The 25,276-nt window shown below is 70.7% G+C and carries 21 protein-coding genes and 2 riboswitches; of the genes, 5 read left to right on the forward strand and 16 right to left on the reverse strand.

Translation table 11 applies throughout. The features are described from left to right. The first annotated feature begins 134 nt into the window (after window positions 1–134). Window positions 135–590 carry a hypothetical protein gene (locus CCO03_RS07580; protein ID WP_157667555.1) on the forward strand — a complete coding sequence of 152 codons (456 nt, stop codon included), beginning with the start codon at window positions 135–137 and terminating at the stop codon, window positions 588–590. On the opposite strand, the gene CCO03_RS07585 is transcribed toward CCO03_RS07580, so the two are convergent. From CCO03_RS07585 to CCO03_RS07600, 4 genes are all read right to left on the reverse strand, one after another. Then, entirely contained in the window at window positions 574–1,815 is a 1,242-nt protein-coding gene (locus CCO03_RS07585) for an ankyrin repeat domain-containing protein (RefSeq protein WP_087279361.1), read from the reverse strand. The genes CCO03_RS07580 and CCO03_RS07585 overlap by 17 nt on opposite strands. Next, window positions 1,812–2,393, reverse strand: coding sequence for an RNA polymerase sigma factor (locus CCO03_RS07590; protein WP_236904076.1), 582 nt, complete (start codon window positions 2,391–2,393; stop codon window positions 1,812–1,814). The genes CCO03_RS07585 and CCO03_RS07590 overlap by 4 nt, the downstream gene beginning before the upstream one ends. Before the next feature lie 160 nt (window positions 2,394–2,553). After that, the gene (locus CCO03_RS07595) at window positions 2,554–3,402 is read right to left on the reverse strand and encodes a hypothetical protein (RefSeq protein ID WP_236904078.1); all 849 of its coding nucleotides are present in this window, start codon (window positions 3,400–3,402) and stop codon (window positions 2,554–2,556) included. A gap of 325 nt (window positions 3,403–3,727) precedes the next feature. Beyond that, window positions 3,728–4,753, reverse strand: a complete 1,026-nt coding sequence (locus CCO03_RS07600) for a Bug family tripartite tricarboxylate transporter substrate binding protein (RefSeq protein ID WP_087279368.1) — start codon at window positions 4,751–4,753, stop codon at window positions 3,728–3,730. 385 nt (window positions 4,754–5,138) lie between these two features. On the opposite strand from CCO03_RS07600, the gene CCO03_RS07605 reads away from it, so the two are divergent. Further along, entirely contained in the window at window positions 5,139–5,546 is a 408-nt protein-coding gene (locus CCO03_RS07605) for a cupin domain-containing protein (RefSeq protein ID WP_087279371.1), read from the forward strand. Between the two features lie 138 nt (window positions 5,547–5,684). Then, window positions 5,685–6,212: a hypothetical protein gene (locus tag CCO03_RS07610; RefSeq protein ID WP_087279374.1), complete on the forward strand. Its 528-nt coding sequence runs from the start codon at window positions 5,685–5,687 to the stop codon at window positions 6,210–6,212. Window positions 6,213–6,395: 183 nt separating this feature from the next. Here CCO03_RS07610 and CCO03_RS07615 read toward each other — a convergent pair whose 3' ends face one another. Then, the gene (locus tag CCO03_RS07615) at window positions 6,396–7,826 is read right to left on the reverse strand and encodes a sensor histidine kinase (RefSeq protein ID WP_236904079.1); all 1,431 of its coding nucleotides are present in this window, start codon (window positions 7,824–7,826) and stop codon (window positions 6,396–6,398) included. A gap of 171 nt (window positions 7,827–7,997) precedes the next feature. Continuing rightward, window positions 7,998–8,663 (reverse strand): response regulator, encoded by a 666-nt coding sequence (locus CCO03_RS07620; RefSeq protein WP_087279378.1) that lies wholly within the window; start codon window positions 8,661–8,663, stop codon window positions 7,998–8,000. A gap of 269 nt (window positions 8,664–8,932) precedes the next feature. Between CCO03_RS07620 and CCO03_RS07625 the strand changes: the two genes are divergently transcribed. Beyond that, on the forward strand, window positions 8,933–10,786 hold the full coding sequence (locus CCO03_RS07625) for a phosphoethanolamine transferase (protein ID WP_087279381.1): 1,854 nt from the start codon (window positions 8,933–8,935) through the stop codon (window positions 10,784–10,786). A gap of 69 nt (window positions 10,787–10,855) precedes the next feature. Here CCO03_RS07625 and CCO03_RS07630 read toward each other — a convergent pair whose 3' ends face one another. From CCO03_RS07630 to CCO03_RS07645, 4 genes are all read right to left on the reverse strand, one after another. Beyond that, a complete protein-coding gene (locus CCO03_RS07630) occupies window positions 10,856–11,551 on the reverse strand; it encodes an amino acid ABC transporter permease (RefSeq protein ID WP_087279384.1) in 696 nt (231 codons plus the stop codon). A 12-nt stretch (window positions 11,552–11,563) separates the two neighbouring features. Then, window positions 11,564–12,286, reverse strand: coding sequence for an amino acid ABC transporter permease (locus CCO03_RS07635; protein ID WP_205690401.1), 723 nt, complete (start codon window positions 12,284–12,286; stop codon window positions 11,564–11,566). 111 nt (window positions 12,287–12,397) lie between these two features. Further along, window positions 12,398–13,213, reverse strand: a complete 816-nt coding sequence (locus tag CCO03_RS07640; protein WP_087279390.1) for an ABC transporter substrate-binding protein — start codon at window positions 13,211–13,213, stop codon at window positions 12,398–12,400. Window positions 13,214–13,689: 476 nt separating this feature from the next. Beyond that, window positions 13,690–14,835, reverse strand: a complete 1,146-nt coding sequence (locus CCO03_RS07645) for an MBL fold metallo-hydrolase (protein WP_087279392.1) — start codon at window positions 14,833–14,835, stop codon at window positions 13,690–13,692. A 424-nt stretch (window positions 14,836–15,259) separates the two neighbouring features. Between CCO03_RS07645 and CCO03_RS07650 the strand changes: the two genes are divergently transcribed. Continuing rightward, a complete protein-coding gene (locus CCO03_RS07650; protein WP_157667556.1) occupies window positions 15,260–16,399 on the forward strand; it encodes an Ig-like domain-containing protein in 1,140 nt (379 codons plus the stop codon). Window positions 16,400–16,522: 123 nt separating this feature from the next. Here the strand turns inward: CCO03_RS07650 and gcvP are convergent, their stop codons facing one another. From gcvP to CCO03_RS07680, 6 genes are all read right to left on the reverse strand, one after another. Next, window positions 16,523–19,447 carry an aminomethyl-transferring glycine dehydrogenase gene (gene gcvP, locus CCO03_RS07655; protein ID WP_087279398.1) on the reverse strand — a complete coding sequence of 975 codons (2,925 nt, stop codon included), beginning with the start codon at window positions 19,445–19,447 and terminating at the stop codon, window positions 16,523–16,525. Between the two features lie 103 nt (window positions 19,448–19,550). Further along, a complete protein-coding gene (locus CCO03_RS07660) occupies window positions 19,551–20,936 on the reverse strand; it encodes a nucleobase:cation symporter-2 family protein (RefSeq protein WP_087279400.1) in 1,386 nt (461 codons plus the stop codon). 168 nt (window positions 20,937–21,104) lie between these two features. Next, window positions 21,105–21,662, reverse strand: coding sequence for a MolR family transcriptional regulator (locus CCO03_RS07665; RefSeq protein ID WP_087284386.1), 558 nt, complete (start codon window positions 21,660–21,662; stop codon window positions 21,105–21,107). 299 nt (window positions 21,663–21,961) lie between these two features. Beyond that, entirely contained in the window at window positions 21,962–22,333 is a 372-nt protein-coding gene (gene gcvH, locus CCO03_RS07670; protein ID WP_087279403.1) for a glycine cleavage system protein GcvH, read from the reverse strand. Between the two features lie 136 nt (window positions 22,334–22,469). Next, the gene (gcvT, locus tag CCO03_RS07675) at window positions 22,470–23,624 is read right to left on the reverse strand and encodes a glycine cleavage system aminomethyltransferase GcvT (RefSeq protein WP_087279406.1); all 1,155 of its coding nucleotides are present in this window, start codon (window positions 23,622–23,624) and stop codon (window positions 22,470–22,472) included. 67 nt (window positions 23,625–23,691) lie between these two features. After that, window positions 23,692–23,892: riboswitch (glycine riboswitch) on the reverse strand. A 19-nt stretch (window positions 23,893–23,911) separates the two neighbouring features. After that, a riboswitch (glycine riboswitch) is annotated at window positions 23,912–24,026 on the reverse strand. 211 nt (window positions 24,027–24,237) lie between these two features. Further along, the gene (locus tag CCO03_RS07680; protein ID WP_157667557.1) at window positions 24,238–25,272 is read right to left on the reverse strand and encodes a tripartite tricarboxylate transporter substrate binding protein; all 1,035 of its coding nucleotides are present in this window, start codon (window positions 25,270–25,272) and stop codon (window positions 24,238–24,240) included. Window positions 25,273–25,276: the final 4 nt, after the last annotated feature.

A 25,276-nucleotide genomic window follows, 5' to 3' on the forward strand; every position in this document is an offset into this window, starting at 1 on the left:
GCAGCCCGCAGCGCTGCTGCGGTGCACAAATCGCGGGCCTGTGTCTTGGTGCCGCAGGCGGCTTTTCTTAAGCTGACGGCAGGCAGATTCACCTTGGAATCGATGCTTCATCAACGGAAAAGGATGCATACATCATGAGCAGGCAACGTGGATTCCCGGCGTTCGAGCACGCGGCGTGGCGCATGCGGCGCTACACGCTGGCGCCCGGCCAATCGGTGTGGCTGCGCGCCCAGCCCGGTCAGGTGGCGTGTGTGCGGCGCGGCGAGCTGTGGGCCCGCTGCGTCCTGCCGCAAGCGGGACTGGAAGCCCGCTGGGCCATGAGCCCGCCGCCCGCCCAGGCGGCGCCCCAGCGCTGGCACAGCCAGGCCCTCGTGGCCCTGGCCGACGACGCCTGGTGGTGCCTGTCGTCCGAGGCCGAGGCGGCGGAACTGCTGGTGTGGCAGCCGCGGCCCCGGTGGCAGCGCATGCTGCGCTGGGTGGCCGGCTGGCGCGGTGCGCGGACCGTGGTGCCGAACGGGTCATCGCCAGTCGAAGACCGCCCAGGGCCAGCCGGGCTGCGCGCCGAGCGCTGGCTCAGTCGGGCGGCGTGAGCAGGGCCGCCACCTCGGCGTGGCCTTGCTGGCGGGCCAGGTCGGCGGCCCGCAGACCCTGGGGGTCGCGCAGCGTGCGCTGGGCGCCGTGTTGCAGCAGCAGGCGGACCAGGGGCGCGTCGCCGAGCAAGGCCGCCTGCATCAAGGGCGTGCGGCCTTGTGCGTCGCGCACGTCCACGCCCGCGCCGGCCTGCAGGGCCGCGCGCGCAGCCGGCAGGTCGCGTGCCTGCACGGCGCGCTGCAGCGGGGTGGCGAGGCCGGGGTGCGACGCGGGGGCACGCGCCACCGCAGCGGCTGGGGCTGTCATGCTGCTGACGGGTGCGGCCGCAGGTGCCGCCGCGGGTGCTACTGCCGCTGCGCGAGCCGGCGCTGCCAGAGGAGCCCCACCTGCCGCCTCGGGCGCTGCCGCCACGGCGGCTTGGGGTGCCGGGGCTGCGGCCGACTCGGCCCGGGCCGGCGTGCGCGAGCGCGCGGCCATCGGCGCGGGTGCCGGGGGCGCGGCAGCATCGGATGGGGGCGCCGTGTCGGCGTTGGCCAGGGCGAGGCGCTCGCCATCCGCCGGTTGAGCGGGGACCTCGGCCGCCGCCATGGCGGCCGATGGCGCAGCGGCTTCATCCGCACGGCGGGCCTTGGCCATCCGGGTGTCCGCCGCGGCCACGGCGGGCGCGTGCGCGACAGAAGGCTCGGCCGCGGGGGCTGCGGGTCTGGCCGGTTCGGCAGACGGCGGCGGTGCAGTGGGCGCAGGTGCTGGAGCGGGTGCCGCCTCGGGCGCCTGCGCCAGGGCCACGCGGGGGGCATCGTCGGCAGGGGCCGGTGACGCCGTCTCGGCCTGGGGGGCAACGGTGTTGAAGGCCACCTGTTCGGCCGTGTCCTCGCGGTCCAGGGTCAGCGCGATGCCCCCGATCACGCCCACCATGGCGACGCAGGCAGCGGCACGCCAGAGCCAACGCGGCTCGTTGGCGGCTGCACGCGATGTGGTGGCGGCGTCGGTCGGCGTGGCGGGCGGCACCCGCGGTGCGGCGCCATCGCCGGCTGCGGCGCCTTCGGGCGCCAGGACGGATGCCGCGTTTCCTGGCGCGCGGCTTTGCGCCTGGGCTTGCGCAAACGCCAGCACCTGGTCGCGCAGGCGGGCGTCGGGTTGCTCGGCCAGCAGCTCGCTGGCCTCGCGGTAGCGCGCCACCAGTGGATCGGGCCGGCTGGCTTCGGCGGGGGTGCGCTCGGTCATGCCAGGGCCTCCAGCGATTGCCGCAGCTTTTGCCGCGCGTAGCGCAGGCGGCTCTTGACGGTCTCCGTGCTCGTGCCGGTGGCCTCGGCGATCTCGGCCAGCGACAGACCGGCTTCGGCCTGCATCAGGAAGGCCTCGCGCTGCAGCTCGGGTAGCTCGGCCAGGGCGTCCAGCAGGGCTTGCGCCTGTTGCCGGTGCGCCACCTGCTGCAGGGGGCCGAAGCCCGAGTCCACGGCCAGCGTGTTGGCCAGCGCCAAGCCCTCGTCGGTGTCGGCGCTGAGGCTGACCTGGGGGCGCTTGGCCCGCAGGTGGTCCACCAGGCGGTTGTGCGCCAGCGTGAACAGCCAGGTCTTGAAGCGGGCCGTGGGCTGGTAGCTGGCGGCCGCGCGCACCACGTTGAACCAGGTGTCCTGGGCGATGTCGTCGGCCATGGCGCGATCGCCCACGCTGCGCAGCACATAGCGCCACATGGGCAGGGCCAGGCGCTCGTACAGCGTTTCGAACGCGCGCAGGTCGCCGTGCTGGGCATACGCCAGCATCAAGGCCTCGTCGCTGGGTGGGGCTGCCGGAAGGGACATGGCGCGCATTATGCGGGCCGCCCTGGCGCGGCTTTGCGCGGGCTGGGCCCGCCGGGCGGGGCACCCAGCGCCGCGCCCATGCCCGCTGCCCAGGCAGGTCCCCGGGCGTGGGAAACGGCGCCTTGGGACCGCAGGGGGCCGTCCGCGCATGCGCGCGCCGTCAACGCCAGCGCGGGGGATCGGGCACATAGCCGCTGTTGCCCGGAAAGGGGTCGGGCTGGCCGCGCCACGGCCGCTGGCTGGGGATGACGCCCATCGCGATGAGGTTCTCGCGGCTGTCGTAACGCAGGCGCAGCACGGCGCTGGGGCGCGACGAGGCGCGTTCGAACTGCGTGGCCTGCGCGTGCGAGTACTCGCGGCGGCCATGGCCCGTGCCCAGGCTGGGCGCTTGCGCACGGGCGCTTTTCTCGGCCATGGGCGCGGCGTTGTCGGCCCGGGCTTCGGCGTCCTCGCGGTTCGCCTCGCCGCTGCGCGGGTAGGTGCGGTCGTAGATCACGGGCGGCGGGCGGCGGTACTCGTCGAACACGGCGACGCCGATCACCCCCACGTCGTCAGGTCGGCCGGTGCGCGCGGCGTACGAGTTGGGCAGCGCGGTGAAGTTGAAGGCCGCCACCTGGTTGCTCGATTTGCGCCAGCCGTTGATCTGGCTGTTCTGCCAGGGGTCGAGCACGTAGCCGGCCTGGTCGGTCGCGGCGGTGTCGCCGGTCAGCACGTTGACGCCATCGACCGAGATCACCGCCAGCAGGCGCTCGCCGCTGCGGTTGTTCACGCGGATGCCATAGCGTGCGCCGGGCCGGCCTTCGACCCAGTACTCGCCGCGGTGGGCGTAGACGGGCAGGCTGCGGCCGGTGTGGCGATCCACCACATCGACCTGCAGGGGACCGGCCTGCTGGGCCTGGGCGGCAGAGGCGCCCAGCGCCAGGCACAGGGCGGCCGCCAGCGGCGCGGCGCGCAGGCCATGCAGCAGGCGATGCGGGCGGCTGCCGCGGGAGGCGGGGTTGGGGGTCATGACGTGCACCTTTCTCGTTGGACGGACCACGGCTTTAACGCGGCAGCGGGGCCAACGGGGTCAGGTCATGACGCAAAAAAGTGTTGCAGCGCCGGGGCGGCTGCGGCCTTGGCGTGTCGTTGTCCGGCCGCACGGGCCGGCCGTCGCCCGCGCCGGGGATGGCCCACGCGATGCAGGCTTGGGTTGGAATAGGCAGTATGGTGCCATCGCCGTTTCATGTAAAACGGCAGTGGTCCCATACCCCAATGTCTTCAGCAAGACGAGCCACCGGCGCTTGAACCCGAGCTCTGCACCGACGCGCTGGCGCCGTGGCCGGCGCTCGTCCTCACTGGTCGATCTTGGCGCCCGACAGCTCGGCGAGCTTTTTCCAGCGCGGCGCCCACTCGCGGTACTCGGCGACCAGCTTGCGGGGCGTGCTGTCGGCCACCGGCGTGTAACCCATCTTGACGATCATCTCCTGCATCTCGGGCGTGGCCATCACGGCGCCGATGGCCTGGGCCAGCTGATCCTGGATGGCGGCGGGCGTGGCCTTGGGCGCGATGATGCCGAACCAGTTCTGCATGCGGAACACGTCGTCGCCAAAGCCTTGTTCGGCCATGGTGGCCAGCTCCGGCATGGCGGCCGTGCGCTGGCCCGCGATGAGGGCGATCGGGCGCAGCTTGCCGGCGTCGAAGTGCTGCTTCTGGGCGTTGAGGCTGGCGATGCCCACCTGCACCTGGTTGCCCAGCATGTCCTGCACCAGCGGGGCTTCGCCCTTGTAGGGCACGTGGTTCATGCGCGCATCCAGCGTCTTGCGCAGGTACTCGCACAGCAGGTGCGGCGACGAGCCCTGGCCGTAGGAGCCGAAGTTCAGCTTGTCGGGGTTGGCCTTCAGGTAGGCGACGAAGTCCTGTGCGTTCTTCACCGGCACCGAGGGGTGCACCGCCAGCACGCCGGCCGTGTCGGCCACTTTCGAGATCAGGGCGATGTCGCGCTCCACCTGATAGGGCACCTTGGTGTAGATGTGCGGGTTGATGAGCACCACGCCGCTGAGGATCAGGCCGATGGTCTGGCCGTCGGGCGCGGCTTTCACCACCTGGTCGGTGCCGATCATGCCGAAGGCGCCCGGCTTGTTCTCGATCACGAAGGGCGCGTTCAGGGACTTGCTGAGCTGGTCGCCCAGCTTGCGCGCGATGACGTCGGTGGCACCGCCGGGCGTGAAGGGCACAACGAGCTTCACCGGGCCCTTGGGGTAGGCCTCGGTCTTGGCCTGCACCGGGGCGGCCAGGCCGCTGCCCGCGAGGGCCGCTGCGCCGCACAACCACTGGCGGCGCGAGGGGGTGAGCAGGGCTGGCGGCTGGATCGGGGTCATCGGTGTCTCCTGTGAAAGCCGGCCATTTCAGGGGCAGATGCGGCAGGGGCTTGTCCCCGGAGCGTCAAACCCGCAGCTCGCCAGCGGGTGTCCGGCGGGCGTTTGATGGAGGCTCCAGGCCCGCCTGGATCGGTGCGCCCGCATGTGCTGCGCCACGCGGGCGTGCTGCAGCCGCGCCGGCCGTGGCAGCGGTCCGTCACGCGTTGCGCCAAGCGGTCGGCGTGGGCCGGTTCCTCGTTGGCGTGCACCAGAAGCGCCTCGGCGGTGGTCAGCAGCCGTCTGTCGCGCGTGTCGGGGTGATGGCCGCCGCAGCGGGGCGTGCGCGTGAGCCGCCAGCCAGGGCGGGCTGCGGCGCCATGCCCCGGCTGGCGTAGAGTGGCGGCCCATGACTGCACCCACCCCCTTCACCGTCACCGAACTGTTCACCGACCACGATGGCCGCGCGCGCTTTCGCGACCACACCCTGTCGCTGGACGAGGGCACGCCGGTGTCGCGCCTGACGCGCCTGGCCGCCAGCGGCGGCTGCCAGTGGCGCGAAAGCCCGGCTGGCTTTGCCAGCAGCTTCCATTGCACGGGCGAGCCGCAGTGGCTCATCGTCCTGCAGGGCCAGATGGAGATCGGCCTGCAGGACGGCAGCACGCGCGTGTTTGGTCCCGGCCAGGTGTTCTATTCGAACGACACGCTGCCCGAAGGCGCGGTGTTCGACGACCGCGTGCACGGCCACCGCAGCCGCCTGCTGGGCGAGCAGCCGCTGCGCACCCTGTTCGTGCGCACGCGCGAGCCGGGTTTTTGAGGCGCCGCGTGATGCACGCCGCGCTGCTGCCCGGTGCCCTGGGCGCCCGCTGTCAGCGGCATGGGCGAGGGCCGGTGCGCAGCCAGGCGCCAAGTCAGCCTGGCGCGCCGGCCCACCCACAACGTTGAGGGCCGACACATGTTCTGGTCGCGTCGCCTGTTGCCGGCCGAGCAGGCCTTTGTGCGGCGGCACTTCGGCACCAGCCTGGCGCCGCTGATGCCGCGTTTGCGCCTGTACCTGCGGCGGCTGGGCGACACGCGCCGCGCCTGGTCGTTCAACGGCGGCCGCATCGCGCTGCCCGCGGGCTGTTTCGAGGCGGGCGACCCGCGGCGGGCGCTGCGGCTGGACGATGCCGCCGTGGCCGGTGTGCTGGCGCACGAGCTGTTTCACCAGTGGCAGCGGCTGCGCGGCCAGCCCGTCACGCGTCAGGCCGCCTGGCTGCACGGCAAGGCCGTGTGCCTGGGGCACGACCCCTATGCCTACCCGCGCTGCGACGATGCCGAAGCCCTGTGGGCCTGCTTCGTCACGGCCCAGGTCGAGCAGCAGGCGCAGATGTTCGAGGACCACGTGCGCGCCGTGCAGCGAGGGCGGCCCGACCCGGCGTTTGCACGCCTGGCCGCCCATGTGCGGGGTGCGCCCTTGGACGAGGCATCGCAGGCAGTATGAAGGGATTGGCGATTAAAAATTCGTCGGCGAGGCCGGATACTGCGGCTCCAATGGTTGCATGTCAGCCGTTCGCCTGCGTGAAGACCTCACCTGGCCGGGCCGTGTGGGCAGGGCGATGTGCGTGGGGCGGCGGCACCCACCCAGCGGCCCTGGTGCGGAGCAGACGCGGCCAGCGCTGCTTCGCTAGCGCAGGGGGCCGGGCGCCGAGGCCGCTTCCGCTGGGCGCAGCAGCAGGCTGGCCTCGAAGCCACGCGGCAGGCCGTCGGGCGGTGAGCGCAGCACCAGCTGCGCGCCTTGCTTGGCGGCCACGCTGGCGACGATGGACAGGCCCAGGCCAAAGCCCGCATGGTCGGCGCTGGCGCGCACGTGGCGTTCGCGCAGCTGGGCCAGGCGCTCGGGGGGCACGCCGGGGCCGGCGTCGCGCAGCTGCAGCGTGGCCGGCGCCAGCACACGCAGCTCGATCTCGGCCGAGCCGGCGTAGCGCAAGGCGTTCTCGATGAGGTTGCGCAGGGCGATGGCGACCGCGTCGGGCTCGGCCCAGGCCCGCGGCGCGGGGTCTTCGGCCAGCACCAGGTCGAGCTGGCTTTGCGCGGCGGGGTGCTGGCGCCACATCTCCTGCGCCACGGTGCTCGCCAGCTCGTTCAGGTTCACCGCCTGCAGGTTCAGCGCCTGGGCCGACTCGGCGCGCGAGAGCTGCAGCAGCTTTTCGGTGCGGTGTTGCAGGCTGATGAGGGCCTGGTGCGCGGCCTGCACGTGTTCGTTCTGCACCCCGCTGGACATGGCCGTGGCCAGGCGCAGCTGGGCGGCGGCCAGCGGCGTGCGCAGCTCGTGGGCGGCATTGGCGGCCAGTGCGCGTTCGACCTGCAAGGCCTCTTGCAGGCGGGCCAGCAGGGCGTTCACATCGCGCGCCAGGGCCGCCAGCTCGACTGGCATGCCCGTCAGCGCCAGCGGTTGCAGGTGGTTGCCGCTGCGGGTGCCGATCTGCTGCTGCAGGGCCGACACCATGCCGATGCGCTTGCGGGCCAGCACGACCAGCAGGGCCGCCAGCGCGACCAGCACCACCGCCCACGCCAGGGTCAGCGTGGTCATGGCCGAGACCACGGCCTCGGTGCGCTCGGCCAGGGGGTCGGCCAGGTACAGGTAGAGCGGCCGGCCGGGGTGGGCCGCCACGTAGATGCGCCAGCCCGCCAGGTCGTGGAAGCCCTCGCGCTGCTCGACGGCGAAGGCGGTCAGCGGCGCGGCCTGGGTGCGCAGCCAGATGCGGCCCTGGGCGTCGACCAGTTGCACGACCAGGTCGTCGTCGTGGAACAGCGGCGGGTCGCTGAGCAGCGGCGCGGCGGGCGCGGTGTGTGCCCCCGGCAGGTCGCGGTCCACCTGGTGCATGGCCACGTCCATCATGCGGTGGGCGCTTTCCACCAGCTCGGTGTCGAAGTTGCGGTTGATCTGCTGCAGCAGAAAGGCCGCCGTGCCGGCCAGGGCCAGCAGCACCACGGCGGCCACAGCCAGGATGAGGTCACGCGCCAGCGCATCGGCCAGGCGGCGCGGTGCGCGGGCGTCGGCCGACGCGGCGGGTGCATCGGCTGGCGCCGCGGCCCCGCCCGCTGGTGCTGGCACGGCTGAAGCGGCTGGCACAGCTGGGTCGGCTGGCGCGGATGGGTCAGCTGATGTGGCGGACGCGGCTGGCGCTGGCGATCCAGAGGACACCGAGGCGGCAGCGGGCGAACGGGGGGACTCTGCCATGGCGGTCAGCGCTGAATCGGGTAAGGGGTATGGGTCATGGGCCGATCATTCTGATTTCGGTGCCAGCCGATACCCCAGGCCACGCACGGTGTCGATGGCGTCGCGCCCCAGTTTGCGGCGCAGGCGGCTGATGAACACCTCGAGCGTGTTGCTGTCGGCGCTGTCGTCCAGGCCGTAGAGGGCGTCTTGCAAGGTCTCGCGTGCATGCACGCGCTGGGGGCGCGCCGCCATCACGCGCAGCAGCGCCCACTCCTTGGGCGTGAGCACGATGGGGACGCCGGCCCGTGTGACCGACTCGCGCGCCAGGTCGATCTGCAGCGCGCCCAGGTCCACGCGCGCCGAGTGGCTGTCGCTGCGGCGCCGGTTCACGGCGCGCAGCCGCGCCAGCAGCTCGTCGGGGTCATAGGGCTTGACGAGGTAGTCGTCGGCGCCGGCGTCCAGCCCGCGGATGCGGTCGCTGATCTGGTCGCGCGCGGTCAGCACCAGCACCATGGGCGCGTCGTCCAGCGCGCGCAGGCTGGGCATGAGCTGCAGGCCGTCGCCGTCGGGCAGGTGCAGGTCGAGCAGCACGGCTTCGAACCGCGCGGCCAGCAGGTGGGCACGTGCGGCGGCCAGCGACGCAGCCGCATCGACCACGAAGCTGCGGCTGCGCAAAAAGGCGCAGGTGGCCTGGGCCAGGTCGGTGTCGTCTTCGACGAGCAGGATGCGCATGGGGTGAAGGGCGGACGAGGAGGCGGATCGGTGGGGCGTGTCAGCGTCGAATGTCTTGATGCCTTGGGGTATGGGGCTGTTGCCGACTCAAGAAAATCGAAAATCCAGGTGTACTGCCATTCAATGGGGTTGTTCGAGGGCCAGCCCAGCCCGTTCAACAAGACCCATCCAGCCGCCTGCGCGTGCGCCGAGCCTGCGGGGCCAAGCTGAACGCAGCCTGAACGCGGGGTTCAGGCGGGGTTCAGGCCCGAATCCTACGCTGCGCGGCCATGACTTCCCTGCACGACAACCCGGACGCGGCCGACGTGGGCCCGCGTGCCGCTCGGCCCGGCCCGCCGGCCGCCGGCTCCTTGGCCGCTCAGCCGGTCACGGGCTTAGACGCCGCCCACCCATCCCATTCAACCGCGCCGTCTGGGGCCTTGCCCGCAGCGCCGCGCGCCACCGCGCTGCAGCGCGTGCGCCACTGGCTGACGCAGCCGCGGACGCCGCAGGCCGTGGTGGCGCTGCTGGCGGCCTGGCTGGTGCTCACGGCCAACTGGGCGCTGATGAGCCGGCTGGGCCACCTCGACGGCGCGGCGGATCCGGCCTGGGTGCTGCGCCTGGGGTTTGGCGGTTTGAGCTTTCTGGCCGTGCTCAGCCTGCTGGCGCTGACGGCCTGGCCGCGCGGCATGAAGCCCGTCTGGGTGGCGCTGGCGCTGGTGGCGGCGCTGGCGCAGCACTTCATGCTGAGCTACGGCACGGTGATGGACAAGGGCATGATCCACAACGCCCTGCAGACCGACTGGCGCGAGAGCCGCGACCTCGCCAGCCCGTGGCTGCTGCTGCAGGTGCTGGTGATCGCCGGGGTGCCGGCGCTGTGGCTGTGGCGCCAGCCGCTGCGCCGCGACACGGCCTGGCGCGGGCTGGGGCGCACGGCCGTGCTGTTCGCGGGCAGCGTGGGCCTGCTGCTGGCCGGCGTGCTGGGCGGCTACCGCCACCTGGGGCCGCTGGTGCGCAACAACATGGAGCTGCGCTTCATGATCAACCCCGTCAGCCCGGTGCTGGCGGCGCTGGACGCTGGGGTGAAGCCCTGGTTCAAGCACGCCAGGCCGTTCGCCAGCATCGCGGCGGGTGCCACCCTGGCGCCCGCGCGGGGCGACGATGCGCGGCCGCCGTTGCTGGTGCTGGTGGTGGGCGAAACGGCGCGTGCCGACCATTTCTCGCTCAACGGCTACGGGCGCGACACCAACCCCGAACTGGCCCGCCACGGGGTGCTCTCGTGGCACCAGGCCAGCTCGTGCGGCACGGCCACGCGCGAATCCGTGCCCTGCATGTTTTCGCACCTGGACCGCCAGGCCTTTCTGAGCCGCAAGGTCGACTACGACGGCCTGCTGGACGTGCTGCAGACCGCGGGCCTGGCCGTGCTGTGGGTGGACAACCAGGCCGGCTGCAAAGGCGTGTGCGACCGCACGCCGCACGTGACCACGGCCGACGAGCTGGCCACGCCGGCGGGCCGCCGCCACTGCGACGCCGATGGCGAATGCCGCGACGGCATGCTGGTGGACACGCTGAGCCAGCGCCTGGCCAGCCTGCCGCCCGAGCGGGCGCGCCGCGGCGTGGTGCTGGTGCTGCACCAGATGGGCAGCCACGGCCCGGCCTACCACAAGCGGTCTGACGCCGCGCACAAGGCGTTCAGCCCCGAGTGCACGACCAACGCCCTGGCCGACTGCTCGCACGAGCAGCTCATCAACGCCTACGACAACACCATCCGCACCACCGACCACGTGCTGGCGGGCGTGATCGACTGGCTGCAGGCGCAGCCGCAGTACGCCGCTGGCATGCTCTACGTGTCCGACCACGGCGAGTCGCTGGGCGAGAACGGGCTGTACCTGCATGGCATGCCCTGGCGCATGGCGCCCGAGGTGCAAAAGCACGTGCCCTGGATCCTGTGGCTGGATGGCCTCCAGCGCCGCAGCGGCGTGGACCTGGCCTGTGCCGCCCACGAGCTGGACCAGCCGATTTCGCACGACCACTACTACCACACGGTGCTGGGCCTGCTGGGCGTGCGCACGCCCACCTACCTGACGGGCCTGGACACCCTGGCCAGCTGCCGGCGCCCGGCGGCGGTGGCGGCTGACTTGTGAATCGCAACGGGGTATGCAGGCGTGCTCGTTTTGGAACATCGGGAATGGGTAGATACTGCGTTGGTTGGTTCAAGCTGCCGCGTGGCGTGGCGCGCGCCGGTCCCGCGCCAGCAGCTGGGCCAGGCCGTCCAGCGCGCTGCACATCAGCCAGTACAGCAGGGCCACGACGAGGAAGACCTCGGCCGGGTGCACCATGATGCGGGCGTTGACCTGGGTGGCCAGCATGGACAGCTCGGGCACGCCGACGATGTAGGCGAGCGAGCTGTCTTTGATCAGCGTGACCCACTGGTTGACGAAGGACGGCAGCATGATGCGCAAGGCCTGCGGCAGCACCAGGTGGCGCAGCGCACCCCAGCGCGTGAAGCCCAGCGCGAGCCCGGCATTCCATTGCGCGGGCCCCACGGCCTCGATGCCGGCCGCCACCGCGTGGCCGAGGTAGGCGCCGCTGACCAGCGCCAGCGCCGCCACCACCGACAGCGCACCCGGCACGTCCATGCCGAACACGATGGGCAGCAGGAAGTAGGTCCAGAAGATCAGCATCAGCACCGGGATGGCGCGCAGAAAGCCCAGCACCGTGCGCAGCGCCCACAGCGCCGGGCCGCGCCACATCACCAGCGCCACGCCGAACACCAGGCCCAGCGCGGCCGACAGCAGCGCGCCGCTGACGGCCAGCAGCAGGCTGAGCAGGGCGCCGCCGGGCGGCCCGGCCGGGAACGTGCCGACCAGCAGGTAGCCCAGGTCATCGCGCAGGAAGGAAAAGTCCATGGAGAAAGCCGATCAGCGCAGGTGCCGCGTCAAATGGCGCTGCCAGGCCTGGCCCAACACGGCCAGCCCCGCAATGGCGGCGACGTACAGCAGCGTGGACACGCCGTAGACCTGGAAGGTCTTCCAGGTTTCGGCCTCGACCTGGCGCGTGCGGTACGACAGCTCGACCAGGCCGATGGCCATGGCCAGCGAGGTGTTTTTGAGGATGTTCATGAACTGGCCGATCAGGGGGGTGGCCGCCAGGCGCAGGGCCTGCGGGAAGACCACCTGACGCAACACCTGCAGCGGCGTGAAGCCCAGCGCCAGGGCCGCCAGGCGCTGACCTGCGGGCACGCCGCGCAGGCCGGAGCGGATGTCTTCGCCCACGTAGGCGGTGGAGTAGGCCACCAGACCCACCAGCGCCGCCAGCATCTCGAACGAGGGCCAGCGCAGCAGCGTGACGCTGCCCAGGGCCAGCTCGTGTGGGGTGTTGAGCCAGGGCAGCACGCCCGGGGGCAGCAGCGCCGGCAACCCGAAGTACCAGAAGAACAGCTGCACCAGCAGCGGCGTGTTGCGGAACACCGACAGGTAGAGGCGGCTGGCGGTGCGCCACACGGGCCCGCCGAATTCGCGCGCGCCCGCCAGCCCCAGGCCCAGCAGGGTCGAGGCCACGATGACGAGCAGCGCGCTCCAGAGGGTGGTGAGCAGGCCCTGCCACAGCCACGCCAGGTAGCGGGGCGCGAGCAGGGCGGACAGGTCGAGGTCCATGGGGAATGTTCAGGTCGACCACGCTGAACGCCGTGCCGCCCGTGCCATGGGGGTGCACGGGCGGCACGGCTCAAGCCGTGGCAGGGTGGCCGTGGCCGTTCAGGTCTTGTCGCCGATCTTGAAGATGCGCTTGAGCGGCGTCTTGCTGGTGGGGCCGAACCAGGCGTCGTAGATCTTCTGCGCGCGGCCGTCGGCTTCCAGCTCCTGCAGCGTTTGGTTGACGAACTCGGTCAGCGCGGTTTCGCCCTTGGGCGCGCCCACGCCGATGTAGTCCTGCGAGATGGCGAAGGGGGGCACTTCCCAGTTGGCCTTGTCGGGCACATTGGCCAGCAGGCCGATCAGCTTGGGGCCGTCCTGCGAGATGGCCTGCACGTTGCCGTTGCGCAGCGCGGCAAAGGCAAACGGCGTGTCGTCATAGGCGACCAGCGTGGCCGTGGGGTACTGCTGGCGCAGCTGGATTTCGTTGGTCGTGCCCTTGTCCACCCCGATGCGCAGCTTGCCCAGCTGCTCGGGCCGGGTCAAAAAGCCCTTCTTGGCGATGAACTGCGTGCCCGAGGCGAAGTAGGGGATGCTGAAGTTCACCGCCTGCTTGCGCTCTTCGGTGATCGTGAAGTTGGCCAGCACCAGGTCCACCTTGCCCGAGGTGAGCAGGGGCACGCGGTTGGCCGGGTTGGTGGGCACCACCTGCAGCTTCACGCCCAGTTTCTGGGCCAGCGCGTTGGCGTAGTCCACATCCAGGCCAACGATCTGACGGGTTTTGGGGTCGACGAAGCCGAAAGGCGGGTTGGCGTCGAAGGCGGCGACGCGGAGCACGCCGGCTTTCTGAATGTCGGCCAGGCGGTCGGCCCAGGCGGCGTTGGCGCCCAGCGCCAGGGTGGCGGCGATGAGCATGGCGGTGCGGGTTGCGCGAATCATGTGTGAACTTTCCGGGATGCGTGAAGCGTCGTGCCAGCCACCCTCCCTGACGGCGGCCTGGTGGGGGAAAGTGTGGGGGATGTGCGCGCGCAAACCAACGAAGGACTTTTCATATGGATATGCGTGTCAATCGGGATAACCCTTGTCTCAACATGCATCCACTTGGCCGCGGCACCGCAGCATGCGGTGGTGAGCGACGCCCCACGATGGCCTGCACCAGCGGTGAAACGGCCCACCGGCCACCTGACCGGCGGGCGCTGGAGGGCTGCGCGACGCCTGCGGGTCGTTCGGCCGCCACAGGGCACGCTTCGACCGGGCGACGGTGCGGTTGCAGCGACTGGGCGGCGCCGAGGGCGATCAGCCGCGGCGTGATCGGCCTGGGGATTCAAGCGATGGGTGTATCGGCTGTCGTCGATCAAGCAATGATCGGTTCGGCCGGATACTGCCTGGTGCTTGGGCGATTGGTCAGCTGCCGCTCAGCGAAGGCCCTGCCACCAGCGCACGTTCGTCCTGGGCTGGCCAATGGTCAGCACCTCGCCGATCACCGGCGTGGCGACAGGGATGCCTTTCTGTTCGGCCAGCGTGGCGAGGCGTTCCAGCGGGTCTTGCCAGGTGTGGAAGGCCAGGTCGAAGGTGCTGTTGTGCACGCCATACAGCACCTGGCCGCGCACGTCTTGAAAGGCCTGCACCGATTCCTCGGGCGACATGTGCACGGCGGGCCAGTAGCTGTCGTAGGCGCCGTTTTCCATCAGGGCCACGTCAAACGGCCCCAGGCGTTCACCAATGGCCTTGAACCCGTCGAAGTAGCCGGAGTCGCCGCTGTAGTAGATGCGCTGACCGCCGCTTTCGAGTGACCACGAGGCCCACAGCGTGCTGTCCCGGTCGGTGAGCGTGCGGCCCGAGAAGTGCTGCGCGGGCGCGGCGGTCAGCTTCACGCCCGCGTGCTCGGCTTCGCCCCACCAGTCCAGCTCGGTCACGCGGCTGGCGTCCACGTCCAGGTCCTGCAGGCGTGCACCCACGCGCAAGGGCACGAAAAAGCGTTGCACCTTGTCGCGCAGAAACGCGATCGTGGGCACGTCCAGGTGGTCGTAGTGGTCGTGCGAGAGCACCAGTCCCGCGATGGGCGGCAGCTCGCTCAGGGGCAGCGGCGTGGCGTGGAACCGCTTGGGCCCCATGAAGCTGAACGGCGATGCGCGTTCGCCAAACACCGGGTCGATCAGCCAGTACTGACCTTGCAGCTTGAGCAGGTGCGAGGAGTGGCCCAGGCGGATGATGTGGTTGGCGTCCTGGGGCAAGGCCTCCAGCTGCGCCCGGGTGATGGGCTGAACCGGAATCGCATCGACGGGCACGGTGCCCGTCTTGCTGCCAAACAGAAAACGCGACCAGATCGCCCAGCCGCCGGCCGATGGCTTGGCGGCGGCGTTGGGGGCGTTGCGAAAGCGCTGGGTTTCGGCCGAGTACTGGGGCGACTCCGCCAGCCGCTGCGCTTCTTCGGGGCTGGGTACGCTGGTGCAGCTCCAGCTGGCGACGCAGGCCAGCGTGATCAGGCTGGCGCGGTGCAGACCGGCGCGGTGCAGGCGCGGCGGGCGGCCGGGGGGTGTGAAGCGGGGCGTGGCAGGCATGGTTCACCGGACAGGGCCGTGGCGGGAGAGGGCAGGTGCATTGTCCCGGAGGGATGGCGCGCTCGTCCGTGCCAGGCCGCCGGGGCGGCGAAAAAGTCACCAAAGTCCGACCTTCGGACGGGCGTTGAGGACGGCTTGCAGCTCGCCGCAGATCCCGGCAGGCGCTGCGTTCGGCCGTGCGTCCATTCGCTTGGCGGCACCCTGCCGCAGAACAGGTGGGGTCCCCATGGACGTTGTCGACGCGGCCCACGGTGACCCCCTGCGTGAGCTGGCGGGGTTGCCACTGCGGCAGGATTGCGGCGTCTCGCGCGAGCCGGTGCCTCCGCCCGCCAGCAGGCCGGGCCACGGTGTGAAGGAGTGCGCTTCAGCGAGAGATTTGTGAGGGCGACGTTGTGTAACAACTCGAGAATCGCGGCCAAAATCAGTGCCCTCATCGCCCTTAGGATTTGTCATGAAGTGCCCTGTCTTGTTGCTGCCCGTCGCGTGGTTGATGACGGGAGGGGCCCACGCCGCCACCTTCCAAACCTATGTCGATGACATGCCGGGATTCCTGGCTGCTGTGGGCCCGGTGTCTGTGGTGACGGTGGAGGATTTCCGATCCGTCACGGCAAATACCAGCGTCGGGGCGCCAGGCCACCCGGACACCTGGAACGGGTTCACGGCCGAGGTGTACCTCAGCGCGACCACGGGCTATGGCAGTTATTTCATGTACGGCTATCCCAACTACTGCACGGCCTTGAACGGCACCGGCTGCATCGACTGGAATCCGAATGTGGCGGTGCCCGGCTTGCGCGGCTCGATGAGCAATGGCTCGGGGGTGTCCCTCAAGCCCACGTCCAACGTGATTGCAGGCATCAGTTTTGACGTCATCGACTGGAACGACATCGTGGCCAACCGCTCGGTGTTGCACATTTTTGCCAGCGATGGCAGCACCACGACGGTCACCGGCCCTGCGCAGGCCAGTGGGGCGCCTCCTCAGTCCTTCGGGGTGAAATTGTCTCAGGCCGACATCGACAATGGCCTGTATGTGTCCGAGATCCGGTGGGTGGGGAACAACGTTCCGGGCCAGGAAAATGAATTTCAAAACAACGAGGCGGTGGGCTTTTTCAATGTCCGCACCTATTCCAACCCGAACCTCTTGGCGAACGGCCTGCCCGTTGCCGTTCCGGACGTTTACCAGGGCACCCGGGACACCCCGCTGCCCTTGACGGTGCTGGGCAACGACAGCGATCCGGATGGCGATGCACTGCAGGTCACCGACATCAACGGCACGGCCCTGACGCCAGGCGTGGCGCAGAGCATTCCGGTGACGGGTGGCACGGTGCAAGTCAGCGCCGCCGGTGGCCTGACCTTCGTGCCCGACAGTGGCTTCACGGGGACCGTCGTTTTTCCCTATGCCATCAGCGATGGGCGTGGCGGCGCGGCCAGCAGCACCGTCGAGATCACCGTGGCCGAGCCCCCGGTGAGGGCGGCCCACCCGGTGCCGGTGGGTGGCGGTGCGTGGCTGACGCTGCTGGCCCTGGTGACCGGCTGGCTGGGCCTGAGGCGGCGCACGCGCGGCTGATCGCGGGTGTGATCGCCTGATCTTGAGGGCGCGGCCCGCGCACGCGTCAACAGCACACAGCCCGCCGAAGCGGGCTGTGTTGTTCAAGGTGCCCTTGAGGGCGCCTGAGAGGGGTGACGTACCTCAGTCGTTCGCGAACTCGCTCAGTGGCACGCAGCTGCAGAACAGGTTGCGGTCCCCGTAGACGTTGTCCACGCGGCCCACGGGCGACCAGTACTTGAGCTGGCCGGGTTGCAGCTGCGACAGGGCTGCGGCCTCTTCGCGCGAGTAGGGGTGGGTCCAGTCGCCCGCCAGCAGGCTGGGCGCGGTGTGCGGCGCGTTCTTCAGCGGGTTGTCGTCCTGCGGCCATTCACCGGCCTCGATGCGCGCGATTTCACCGCGGATGGCCACCATGGCGGCGATGAAGCGGTCCATCTCGGCCAGGGGCTCGCTCTCGGTGGGCTCGACCATGAGCGTGTTGGCCACCGGGAAGCTCAGCGTGGGGGCGTGGAAGCCGTAGTCGATGAGCCGTTTGGCCACGTCCTCGGCCATCACGCCGCTGGTGTCCTTGAAGCCGCGCAGGTCCAGGATGCACTCGTGCGCCACGCGGCCGGGCTGGCCGTCCTGCGCCGCGCTGGCGTACAGCGTGGGGTAGTGCGACTGCAGGGCCACCGAGATGTAGTTGGCGTTCAGGATGGCCAGCTCGGTGGCCTGCTTGAGGCCATCGGCGCCCATCATGCGCATGTACATCCAGCTGATGGGCAGCACGCTGGCATTGCCCAGCGGCGCGGCCGAGATGGCGCCCACGCCGTGGGCCTTGTCCAGGCCCGCATGCTCGGCCAAGGTGCCCGGCAGGTGGCCGGGCAGGTAGGGCAGCAGGTCGCTGACCACGCACACCGGGCCCACGCCGGGGCCGCCGCCGCCGTGCGGGATGCAGAAGGTCTTGTGCAGGTTCAGGTGGCTCACGTCACCGCCGAACTCGCCCGGTGCGGCCAGGCCGACCTGGGCGTTCATGTTGGCGCCGTCCACGTACACGCGGCCGCCATGCTGGTGCACCAGGGCGCACAGCTCCTTGACCTGGGCCTCGAACACGCCATGCGTGCTGGGGTAGGTAATCATCACGCAGGCCAGGCGGTCGCTGTGTTGCTCGCACTTGGCCTTCAGATCGGCCAGGTCCACGTTGCCTTGCTCGTCGCACTTGGTGACGACGACCTGCAGGCCGGCCATCTGGGCGCTGGCCGGGTTGGTGCCGTGGGCGCTCTGGGGGATGAGGCAGACGTCGCGCTGGGCCTGGCCCTTGGCGCGGTGGTAGGCGCGAATGGCCAGCAGACCCGCGTACTCGCCCTGGCTGCCGGCGTTGGGCTGCAGGCTGACGCCGGCATAGCCCGTGGCCTGGCACAGCCACTGGCGCAGCTGGGCGTCGAGCAGTTGGTAGCCGCGCTGCTGGTCGGCCGGGGCAAACGGGTGCACGCCACCGAACTCGGGCCAGGTGACGGGGATCATCTCGCTCGTGGCGTTGAGCTTCATGGTGCAGCTGCCCAGCGGGATCATGCTGCGGTCCAGCGCCAGGTCCTTGTCGCTCAGGCTGCGGATGTAGCGCAGCATGGCGGTTTCGCTGTGGTGGGTGTTGAACACCGGGTGCGTCAGGAAGGCGCTGCTGCGGCGCAGCCCGGCCGGGATCAGGTCGGGCGCGCTGGCTTCCAGCGCCGCGAAGTCGGGCAGGGCCTGACCGTCCGCCGCAAAAACCTGCCACAGCAGCTGCACGTCGGCACGCGTCGTCGTTTCGTCCAGCGAGATGCACAGGTAGTCGTTCCAGGCCGTGCGCAGGTTGGCGCCACGTTCCACGGCGCGCTGGGCGATGGGTGCGGTCTGGGCATCGGTTTTCAGGCACAGCGTGTCGAAAGCCGTGGCGTGGTGGCGCGCCTCGAAGCCCAGCTGGGCCAGGCCGGCGCTGAGGATGGCCGTGAGCCGCGCCACGCGCTGGGCGATGCGCGTCAGCCCCTGCGGGCCGTGGTAGACGGCGTACATGCTGGCCAGCACGGCAGGCAGCACCTGCGCGGTGCAGATGTTGGAGGTCGCCTTCTCGCGGCGGATGTGCTGCTCGCGTGTCTGCAGGGCCAGGCGGTAGGCGGGCTTGCCGTGCACGTCCACGCTGACGCCTACCAGGCGGCCGGGCAGGCTGCGCTTGAAGGCGTCGCGGCAGGCCATGAAGGCGGCATGCGGACCGCCGGCGCCCATGGGCAGGCCCAGGCGCTGGCTGTTGCCGACCACGATGTCGGCGCCCCATTCGCCGGGCGGCGTCAGCAGCGTGAGGGCCAGCAGGTCGGTGGCGAAGATGGCGGCGGCCTGCTTGGCGTGGATGGCGGCCACGTCGGCCGACCAGTCCTGCACCCAGCCGCTGCTGGCCGGGTACTGGATGAGGGCGGCGAAGAACTCGCCGGCCAGGGCTGCATCCCATTCGGCCTTGGAGTTGGCCACCAGCACCTCGATGCCCAGCGGCTCGGCGCGGGTCTCGATGACGGCCAGGGTTTGCGGGTGCGCGTCGCCGGCCACGATGAAGCGCTTGGCCTTGGACTTGACCGAGCGCAGCGCCAGCGTCATGGCCTCGGCAGCGGCCGTGGCCTCGTCCAGCATCGAGGCGTTGGCGATGTCCATGCCGGTGAGGTCGGTCACCAGGGTCTGGAAGTTGACCAGGGCCTCCATGCGGCCCTGCGAAATCTCGGCCTGGTACGGGGTGTAGGCCGTGTACCAGGCGGGGTTTTCAAGGATGTTGCGCTGGATCACGCCCGGCAGGTGGTTGGCGTAATAGCCCTGGCCGATGAAGCTCTTGAGCAGCTTGTTCTGGCCGGCGATGGCCTTGAGCTCGGCCAGCGCCTGGGCCTCGGGCACGGCCGCGGGCAGCTGCATGGGCTTGGCGCGCGCGATGGACGCGGGCACCACCTGGGTCATGAGGTCGTCCAGCGAGCGGGCACCGACGGTGGCCAGCATGCGCTGCTGGTCGTCGGCATCGGGGCCGATGTGGCGCGGGACGAATTCGCTGGCGTTTTCGAGGTCGTGCAGGGTGGTCATGGTCTTGGTGCGGCAGGCAAAATGAAGAGGTGTAGTATGGGGTTGTTGCCCTTTGAATGAAAACGGCAATGAGCTGATACTGCTGTTGTTGTGCGATGTGGTGTCAATCGTCGGTGTGGTGCGGGTCGGGCAGCAGCCAGTTCAGCACCAGGGCGCTGATGCCGCCGGTGGCCACGCCCGACTCGAGCACGTTGCGCAGCCAGTGCGGCATGTGTTGCAGGAATTCGGGCGTCTGCGAAATGCCCAGGCCCAGGCCCAGCGAGACGGCGATGATGAGCAGCGCCCGGCGGTCCAGCCGTGTGCTGGCCAGGATGTTGATGCCGGCTGCGGCGACGGCGCCAAACATCACGATGACGGCGCCGCCCAGCACGGGCTCGGGCACGGCCTGAATGACGCCGGCCACGGCCGGGAACAGGCCCAGGATGACCAGCATGGCCGCGATCCAGAGGCCGACGTGGCGGCTGGCCACGCCCGTGAGCTGGATGATCCCGTTGTTCTGCGCGAACACCGAGCTGGGGAAGGTGTTGAACAGGCCGGCCAGCAGCGAGTTGGCGCCGTTCACCAGCACGCCGCCTTTCACGCGCTCCATCCACAGCGGGCCTTGCACCGGCTGCTGCGAGATCTTGCTGGTGGCCGTCACGTCGCCGATCGCCTCGAGCGAGGTGACCAGGTAGATGACCACCATGGGGGCGAACAGCGACCACGAGAAATCGAGGCCGAAATGCATGGGCATGGGCACCTGCACGGCCGGCGCGTCGCGCAGGCCCGAGAAATCAAGCCGGCCCAGGTAGGCGGCCAGGGCGTAGCCGACCAGCAGCGCGATGACGATGGCGCTGGAGCGCACCCAGACCACCGGGATGCGGTTGAGCAGGATGATGAGCGCCAGCACCGTGCACGACAGCAGCAGGTTCTGCGCGTTGGCAAAGCTGCCGTCCTTCATGGCGCCGAAGCCGCCGCCCATGCTGATGAGGCCGACCTTGATCAGCGTGAGGCCGATCATCAGCACCACGATGCCGGTGACCAGCGGCGTGATCAGCCGCTTGACGAAGGGCAGCACGCGCGAGACGCCCATCTCGATGAACGAGCCGGCGATGACCACGCCGAAGATGGTGGCCATCACCTTCTCGGCCGAGGCGCCCTGGCCGACCATGAGCACGCCGCCCGCGATCAGCGGCCCGACGAAGTTGAAGCTGGTGCCCTGCACGATCAAGAGGCCGGCGCCCAGCGGGCCGAACTTGCGGCATTGCACAAAGGTGGCGATGCCCGAGATGACCAGCGACATCGACAGGATGAGGTTGGTGTCGCTGGGCGACACGCCGATGGCGTTGCAGATCAGCAGGCCGGGCGTGACGATGGGCACGATGATGGCCAGCAGGTGCTGCAACGCGGCCAGGAAGGCCACGGTGGGCGCTGGCTTGTCGTCCAGGCCGAGCACGAGCTCGGTCTGATCGGCCGCAGGGCCCGACGACGGGGAGGTGGGGGAGGACATGGCGAAAAAGGGTGGAGGAGGGCGGGGGAGCCGTGTGGCCTGACGCGATGAGGGCCTGTGATGGGTTGGGTGAGTGCGAACGGGTGCGGGGGAGCCGCGTGGTCTGGCGCGAGGAAGGAACTGTGGCCTGTGACGGGTGGTGCGAACGGGTGCGGTGGCGACGCGAGGTCAGCTCGCCAGGCTGGGCGTGCGCTGTGCCAGCACCGCCTGCATGCTGCGCAGGGCCTGGGCGTCTTCGTCGGCGTGCGGCCAGTCGGGGAACTGGCTGCGGGCGCGCTCGTTCAGCCACAGCAGGGTGTGCAGGGCGCTCAGGGCTTGCTCACGCACCTCGGGGTCGAGGCGGCCGCTGACCTTGATCTGGCCAAAGGCTGTGGCCACGCGGGCGCGGCAGACGGAGGCCAGGTAGCTGTCGTTCATGGCGTCTTGCTGCAGCCAGGCGGCTTTGGCGGCGTCGTCGCGGTCCAGCAGGTCGGCGGGGACGGGGAAGTCCCAGTCCGCCAGCAGCTGCTGCAGAAAAGGCATGACAGGGGCCGAGGCGCCGTGGCCGCCCTCGCGGTACCAGTCGACCAGCGACGACAGCGTGTCGTGGCCGTCATCGCTGCCGAAGGGGCTGAAGTCGTCGGCACCGTCCCACCAGAAGGCCTCGCGTGCGAACTGCACGAAGGCCGGGTGGCTGGTGGCGGGGGCCAGGCCCTCGTCGGGGTCGTCAAAGTACAGGCTGGGCATGGCGGGCTCCGGGTGAACGGCGCAGGGCAAAAGCTCAGGTCAAGGTGGGCGGTGGGGCGGGGCAGGCGGCCCTGCCGCAGGTTTTGTGTCCCCGCAAGGGCCGTGCACAGCGCCAGCCGCAGCACAAACGGCCTGAGCGCGGGGCAACGCCCACGGCGCGGCGGGTGAACCGCTGCCGCAAGGGGCGGGCGATGCGTGCCGCACCCGCTGCGCGCCTGACCGAGCAGGGCCGCGTGCCGCCGGGCATGCCGCACGCGCCGTGCGCCGTCGGCGGCCCCGCGTTCGCGTGGCCGTTGGACTCAGTGGTTGGCGGCGAACTCGGTGTAGGCGGTTTCGTCGAGCAGCGCGTCCAGCTGGCCGGCATTGCTCAGCTTGACCTTGAAGAACCAGCCGGCGCCCAGCGGGTCGCTGTTGGCCAGGGCCGGGTCGTCGCGCAGGGCCTCGTTGACCTCGGTGATTTCGCCGTCCACGGGCATGTAGACGTCGGCGGCGGCCTTCACGGACTCGACCACGCCGGCCACGTCCTTTTGCGCAAAGGTCTTGCCGACTTCGGGCAGCTCGACGAACACCACGTCGCCCAGCGCGTCCTGCGCATGCTCGGTGATGCCGACGGTGGCGATGTCGCCGTCAATGGTCAGCCATTCGTGGTCTTCGGTGAATTTGCGGCTCATGGGATTCCTTGGAACGAGGGAAGGGAAACAGGGGCTTGGCGAGCGGCGGGCCGGCACGCCAGCGCGCATCGTAGGGGCTCTTGTGTGGCAGTGGCCACCGTCTGCAAACAGCGAGGGGGTATGCCCGCGTTGGCGTTTATTTTCTGACAGCAGGCCGGTGATACCGGGCAGGCACGAAGGGCATGGCGGTCACCGTCATGGGCACGGCGCGGCCGCGCACGATGGCGTTCACCACGGTGCCCAGCGCGGCGTGGGCGGGGTCGACGTAGCCCATGGCGATGGGCACGTTCAGGCCCGGGGCCAGCAGGCCGCTGGTGACCAGGCCCACGGCCTGGCCGGCGGCGCTCTGCAGCTCGGCCGGTTCGCGCACGGGCACGCGCTCGGTGGCCATCAGGCCCACCCGCACGCGGGGCAGCGGCTCGCCGGCCAGCTGGGCCAGCAGCCGGTCTGCGCCGGGAAAGCCTCCCGCGCGCTCGCCGCCAGTGCGGCGCACCTTTTGGATGGCCCAGCCGAGGCCGGCTTCGGCCGGCGTGGTGGCGGTGGTGATGTCGTTGCCGTAGAGGCACAGGCCGGCCTCCAGGCGCAGCGAGTTGCGCGCGCCCAGGCCGGCAGGCTTGACCTCGGGCTGGGCGAGCAGGGCGCGCGCGAAAGCCTCGGCTTGCGTCTCGTGGACCGAGATCTCGAAGCCGTCTTCGCCCGTGTAGCCGCTGCGGGTCACGTAGAGCTCGACCGTCCCCCAGTGGAAGCGGCCGCCGGTCATGAACACCAGGTCCTGCACGCCGGGCGCCAGCCGCTCCAGGGCGGTCACGGCCTGCGGGCCCTGCAGGGCGAGCAGGGCGAATTGCGGCAGCGGGCGCACCTCGCAGCGGCTGCCGATGCGGGCCTGCAGGTGGGCGATGTCGGCGGCCTTGCAGGCGCCATTGACGACGAGGAACAGGTCGTCGCCGGTGTTGACGAACATGAAGTCGTCGAGGATGCCGGCCTGCTCGTTCAGGAACAGGCCATAGCGCTGCTTGCCCACGCCCAGGCCCTGCACGTCCATCGGGATCAGGCTTTCGAGCGCGGCGGCGGCGTCGGGGCCGACGAGGCGAACCTGGCCCATGTGGGAGACGTCGAACAGCGAGGCGGCCTGGCGCGTGTGCTGGTGTTCGGCGATCAGGCCGGCCGGGTATTGCACCGGCAGGCTGTAGCCGGCGAAGGGCACCATGCGGGCGCCGAGTTCCAGGTGCAGCGCCTGCAGCGGCGTGTGTTGCAGGTCGCCAGGGGCGTTGGGGGTTGGGGTGGCGGACATGGTGAGACTCCAGAGGCGGTGCAAAGCCGTGAGGACGCGGCCGGCCATGGCCGTGCGTCGACACGGGGGGAGTCTTCCTGTCCGCTTTACCTGAGAGATTCGCCGCCGTGTGGCGCCTGGGGCGCGGAGGGGGGCTTGCTCCTTCGGTGGATGCTGGTCTGCCGCATGATGGGGTATGCGCCAGTTGCCGTTGGTGTTGAAACGGCGATGGCCTGATACTCCGATTCATGCAGGCTGTGACGCCGCATCTCTCTCCAGAAAGTGCGCGGGCTGCCCACGGGGGCGGCCTGCGTTTGCCAGTCCTGGTGCCTGAGCGTTATGCGGTGGTGATGCACCGTGCGCCTTCGGCGGCGTCCGGCACGGGGTGTGACTCCCGCTGACGCGCTCTCCTGACAGAGCGCGGATTCTGCCACGGCCGGCAGGTGTGTGGATGCGGCGCCGTCGCCTGAGCGCGTCGGGTGTCGTCCCCAGATTCGTGTCGGATCGTCGCAGAGGGCCCGCAGGCCATGGCGCCGCAAGGCCCGGCGCGGCCCGGGTCGTGGGGGTGGTGCGCGCCTTGGGCCTGGCCGCATACCCAGGTGGGGCGCCGAGCGGCCGAGCCCACGGGGGTGGTTCAGCGCGGCTGGAGGGGCAGGTCGCTGTTGCGGCGGCGCTCTTGCTCGATGGCGTGTGCGAAGGCCTGCGCGCTGCCGTCGCCCGCTTGCTGGTGCGAGGCGTCGATGTGCTGGCGGACCGCCGGAGCCTGCAGCGCGGCCCGCAGGGCCTGGTTCAGCCGCAGGACTGTGGCGGCGGGCGTTCGCGGCGGTGCAAACAGGCCGAAGACAGAGGCCAGGTTGGCGCTGGCGAAGCCCAGCTCGGCCAGCGTGGGCACGGCCGGCAGCGCCGCCACGCGCTGCCCGAACCCCACCGCCAGCGCCCGCAGGCGGCCTTGCCGCACGTGGGCCATCTGCTGCAGGGCGACGTTGGTGGACAGGAGCTCGAAATGGCTGCCCAGCGCATCGTTGAGCTGTGTGCCCCCACCTTGGTAGGGAATGTGGGTGAATCGGCTGCCGCTTTGGCGCTGCACCTGCTCCAGGATGAGGTGGCCAGTGGTGCCGTGGCCCGATGTGGCCCAGCGCAGCGGCCTGCTGCGCCGCCGGGCTTGCTGCAGCATGGCCGCGAAATCGGCGGCGTGCAGCGCGGGCGTGGCCACCAGCAGCGAGGGGGTGTGCAAGGCCGCGCCGATGGGCACCAGTCCGTCGGGCCCGCCCAGGGGCGGCAGCGCGTCGCTACGCAAGCGCCTCAGGGTGAACGGCGTGATGGCCGACAGGGCGACCGTGTGCCCGTCTGCGGCGGCATGGGCCAGCAGGCGCAGGCCGATGGCGCCACCCGCACCGCCGCGGTGGTCGATCCACACCGGGTGGCCCAGCACCGCTTCCAGCGCGGGTGCCAGCACCCGCACGAAGGCATCGCTGGCGCCGCCGGGCGGGTAGACCACGATCAGGCGCAGGGCGCGGACGCGCAGGGCCTGCAGCGGTGCAGCCTCCCAGGCCACGCCAGCCGCGAGCGTCTGCAGCAGCCATTGCCGACGGCCACCGGCCGGGGGGGCACGGCCGGCCGCGCTGCGCAGGAGACCGCGCAGGCGGGCGTCGTTCGCGTGTCGGGCCATGGCG

Origin of the sequence: Comamonas serinivorans (genome assembly GCF_002158865.1) — a bacterium.
GTDB lineage: Bacteria > Pseudomonadota > Gammaproteobacteria > Burkholderiales > Burkholderiaceae_C > Comamonas_E > Comamonas_E serinivorans.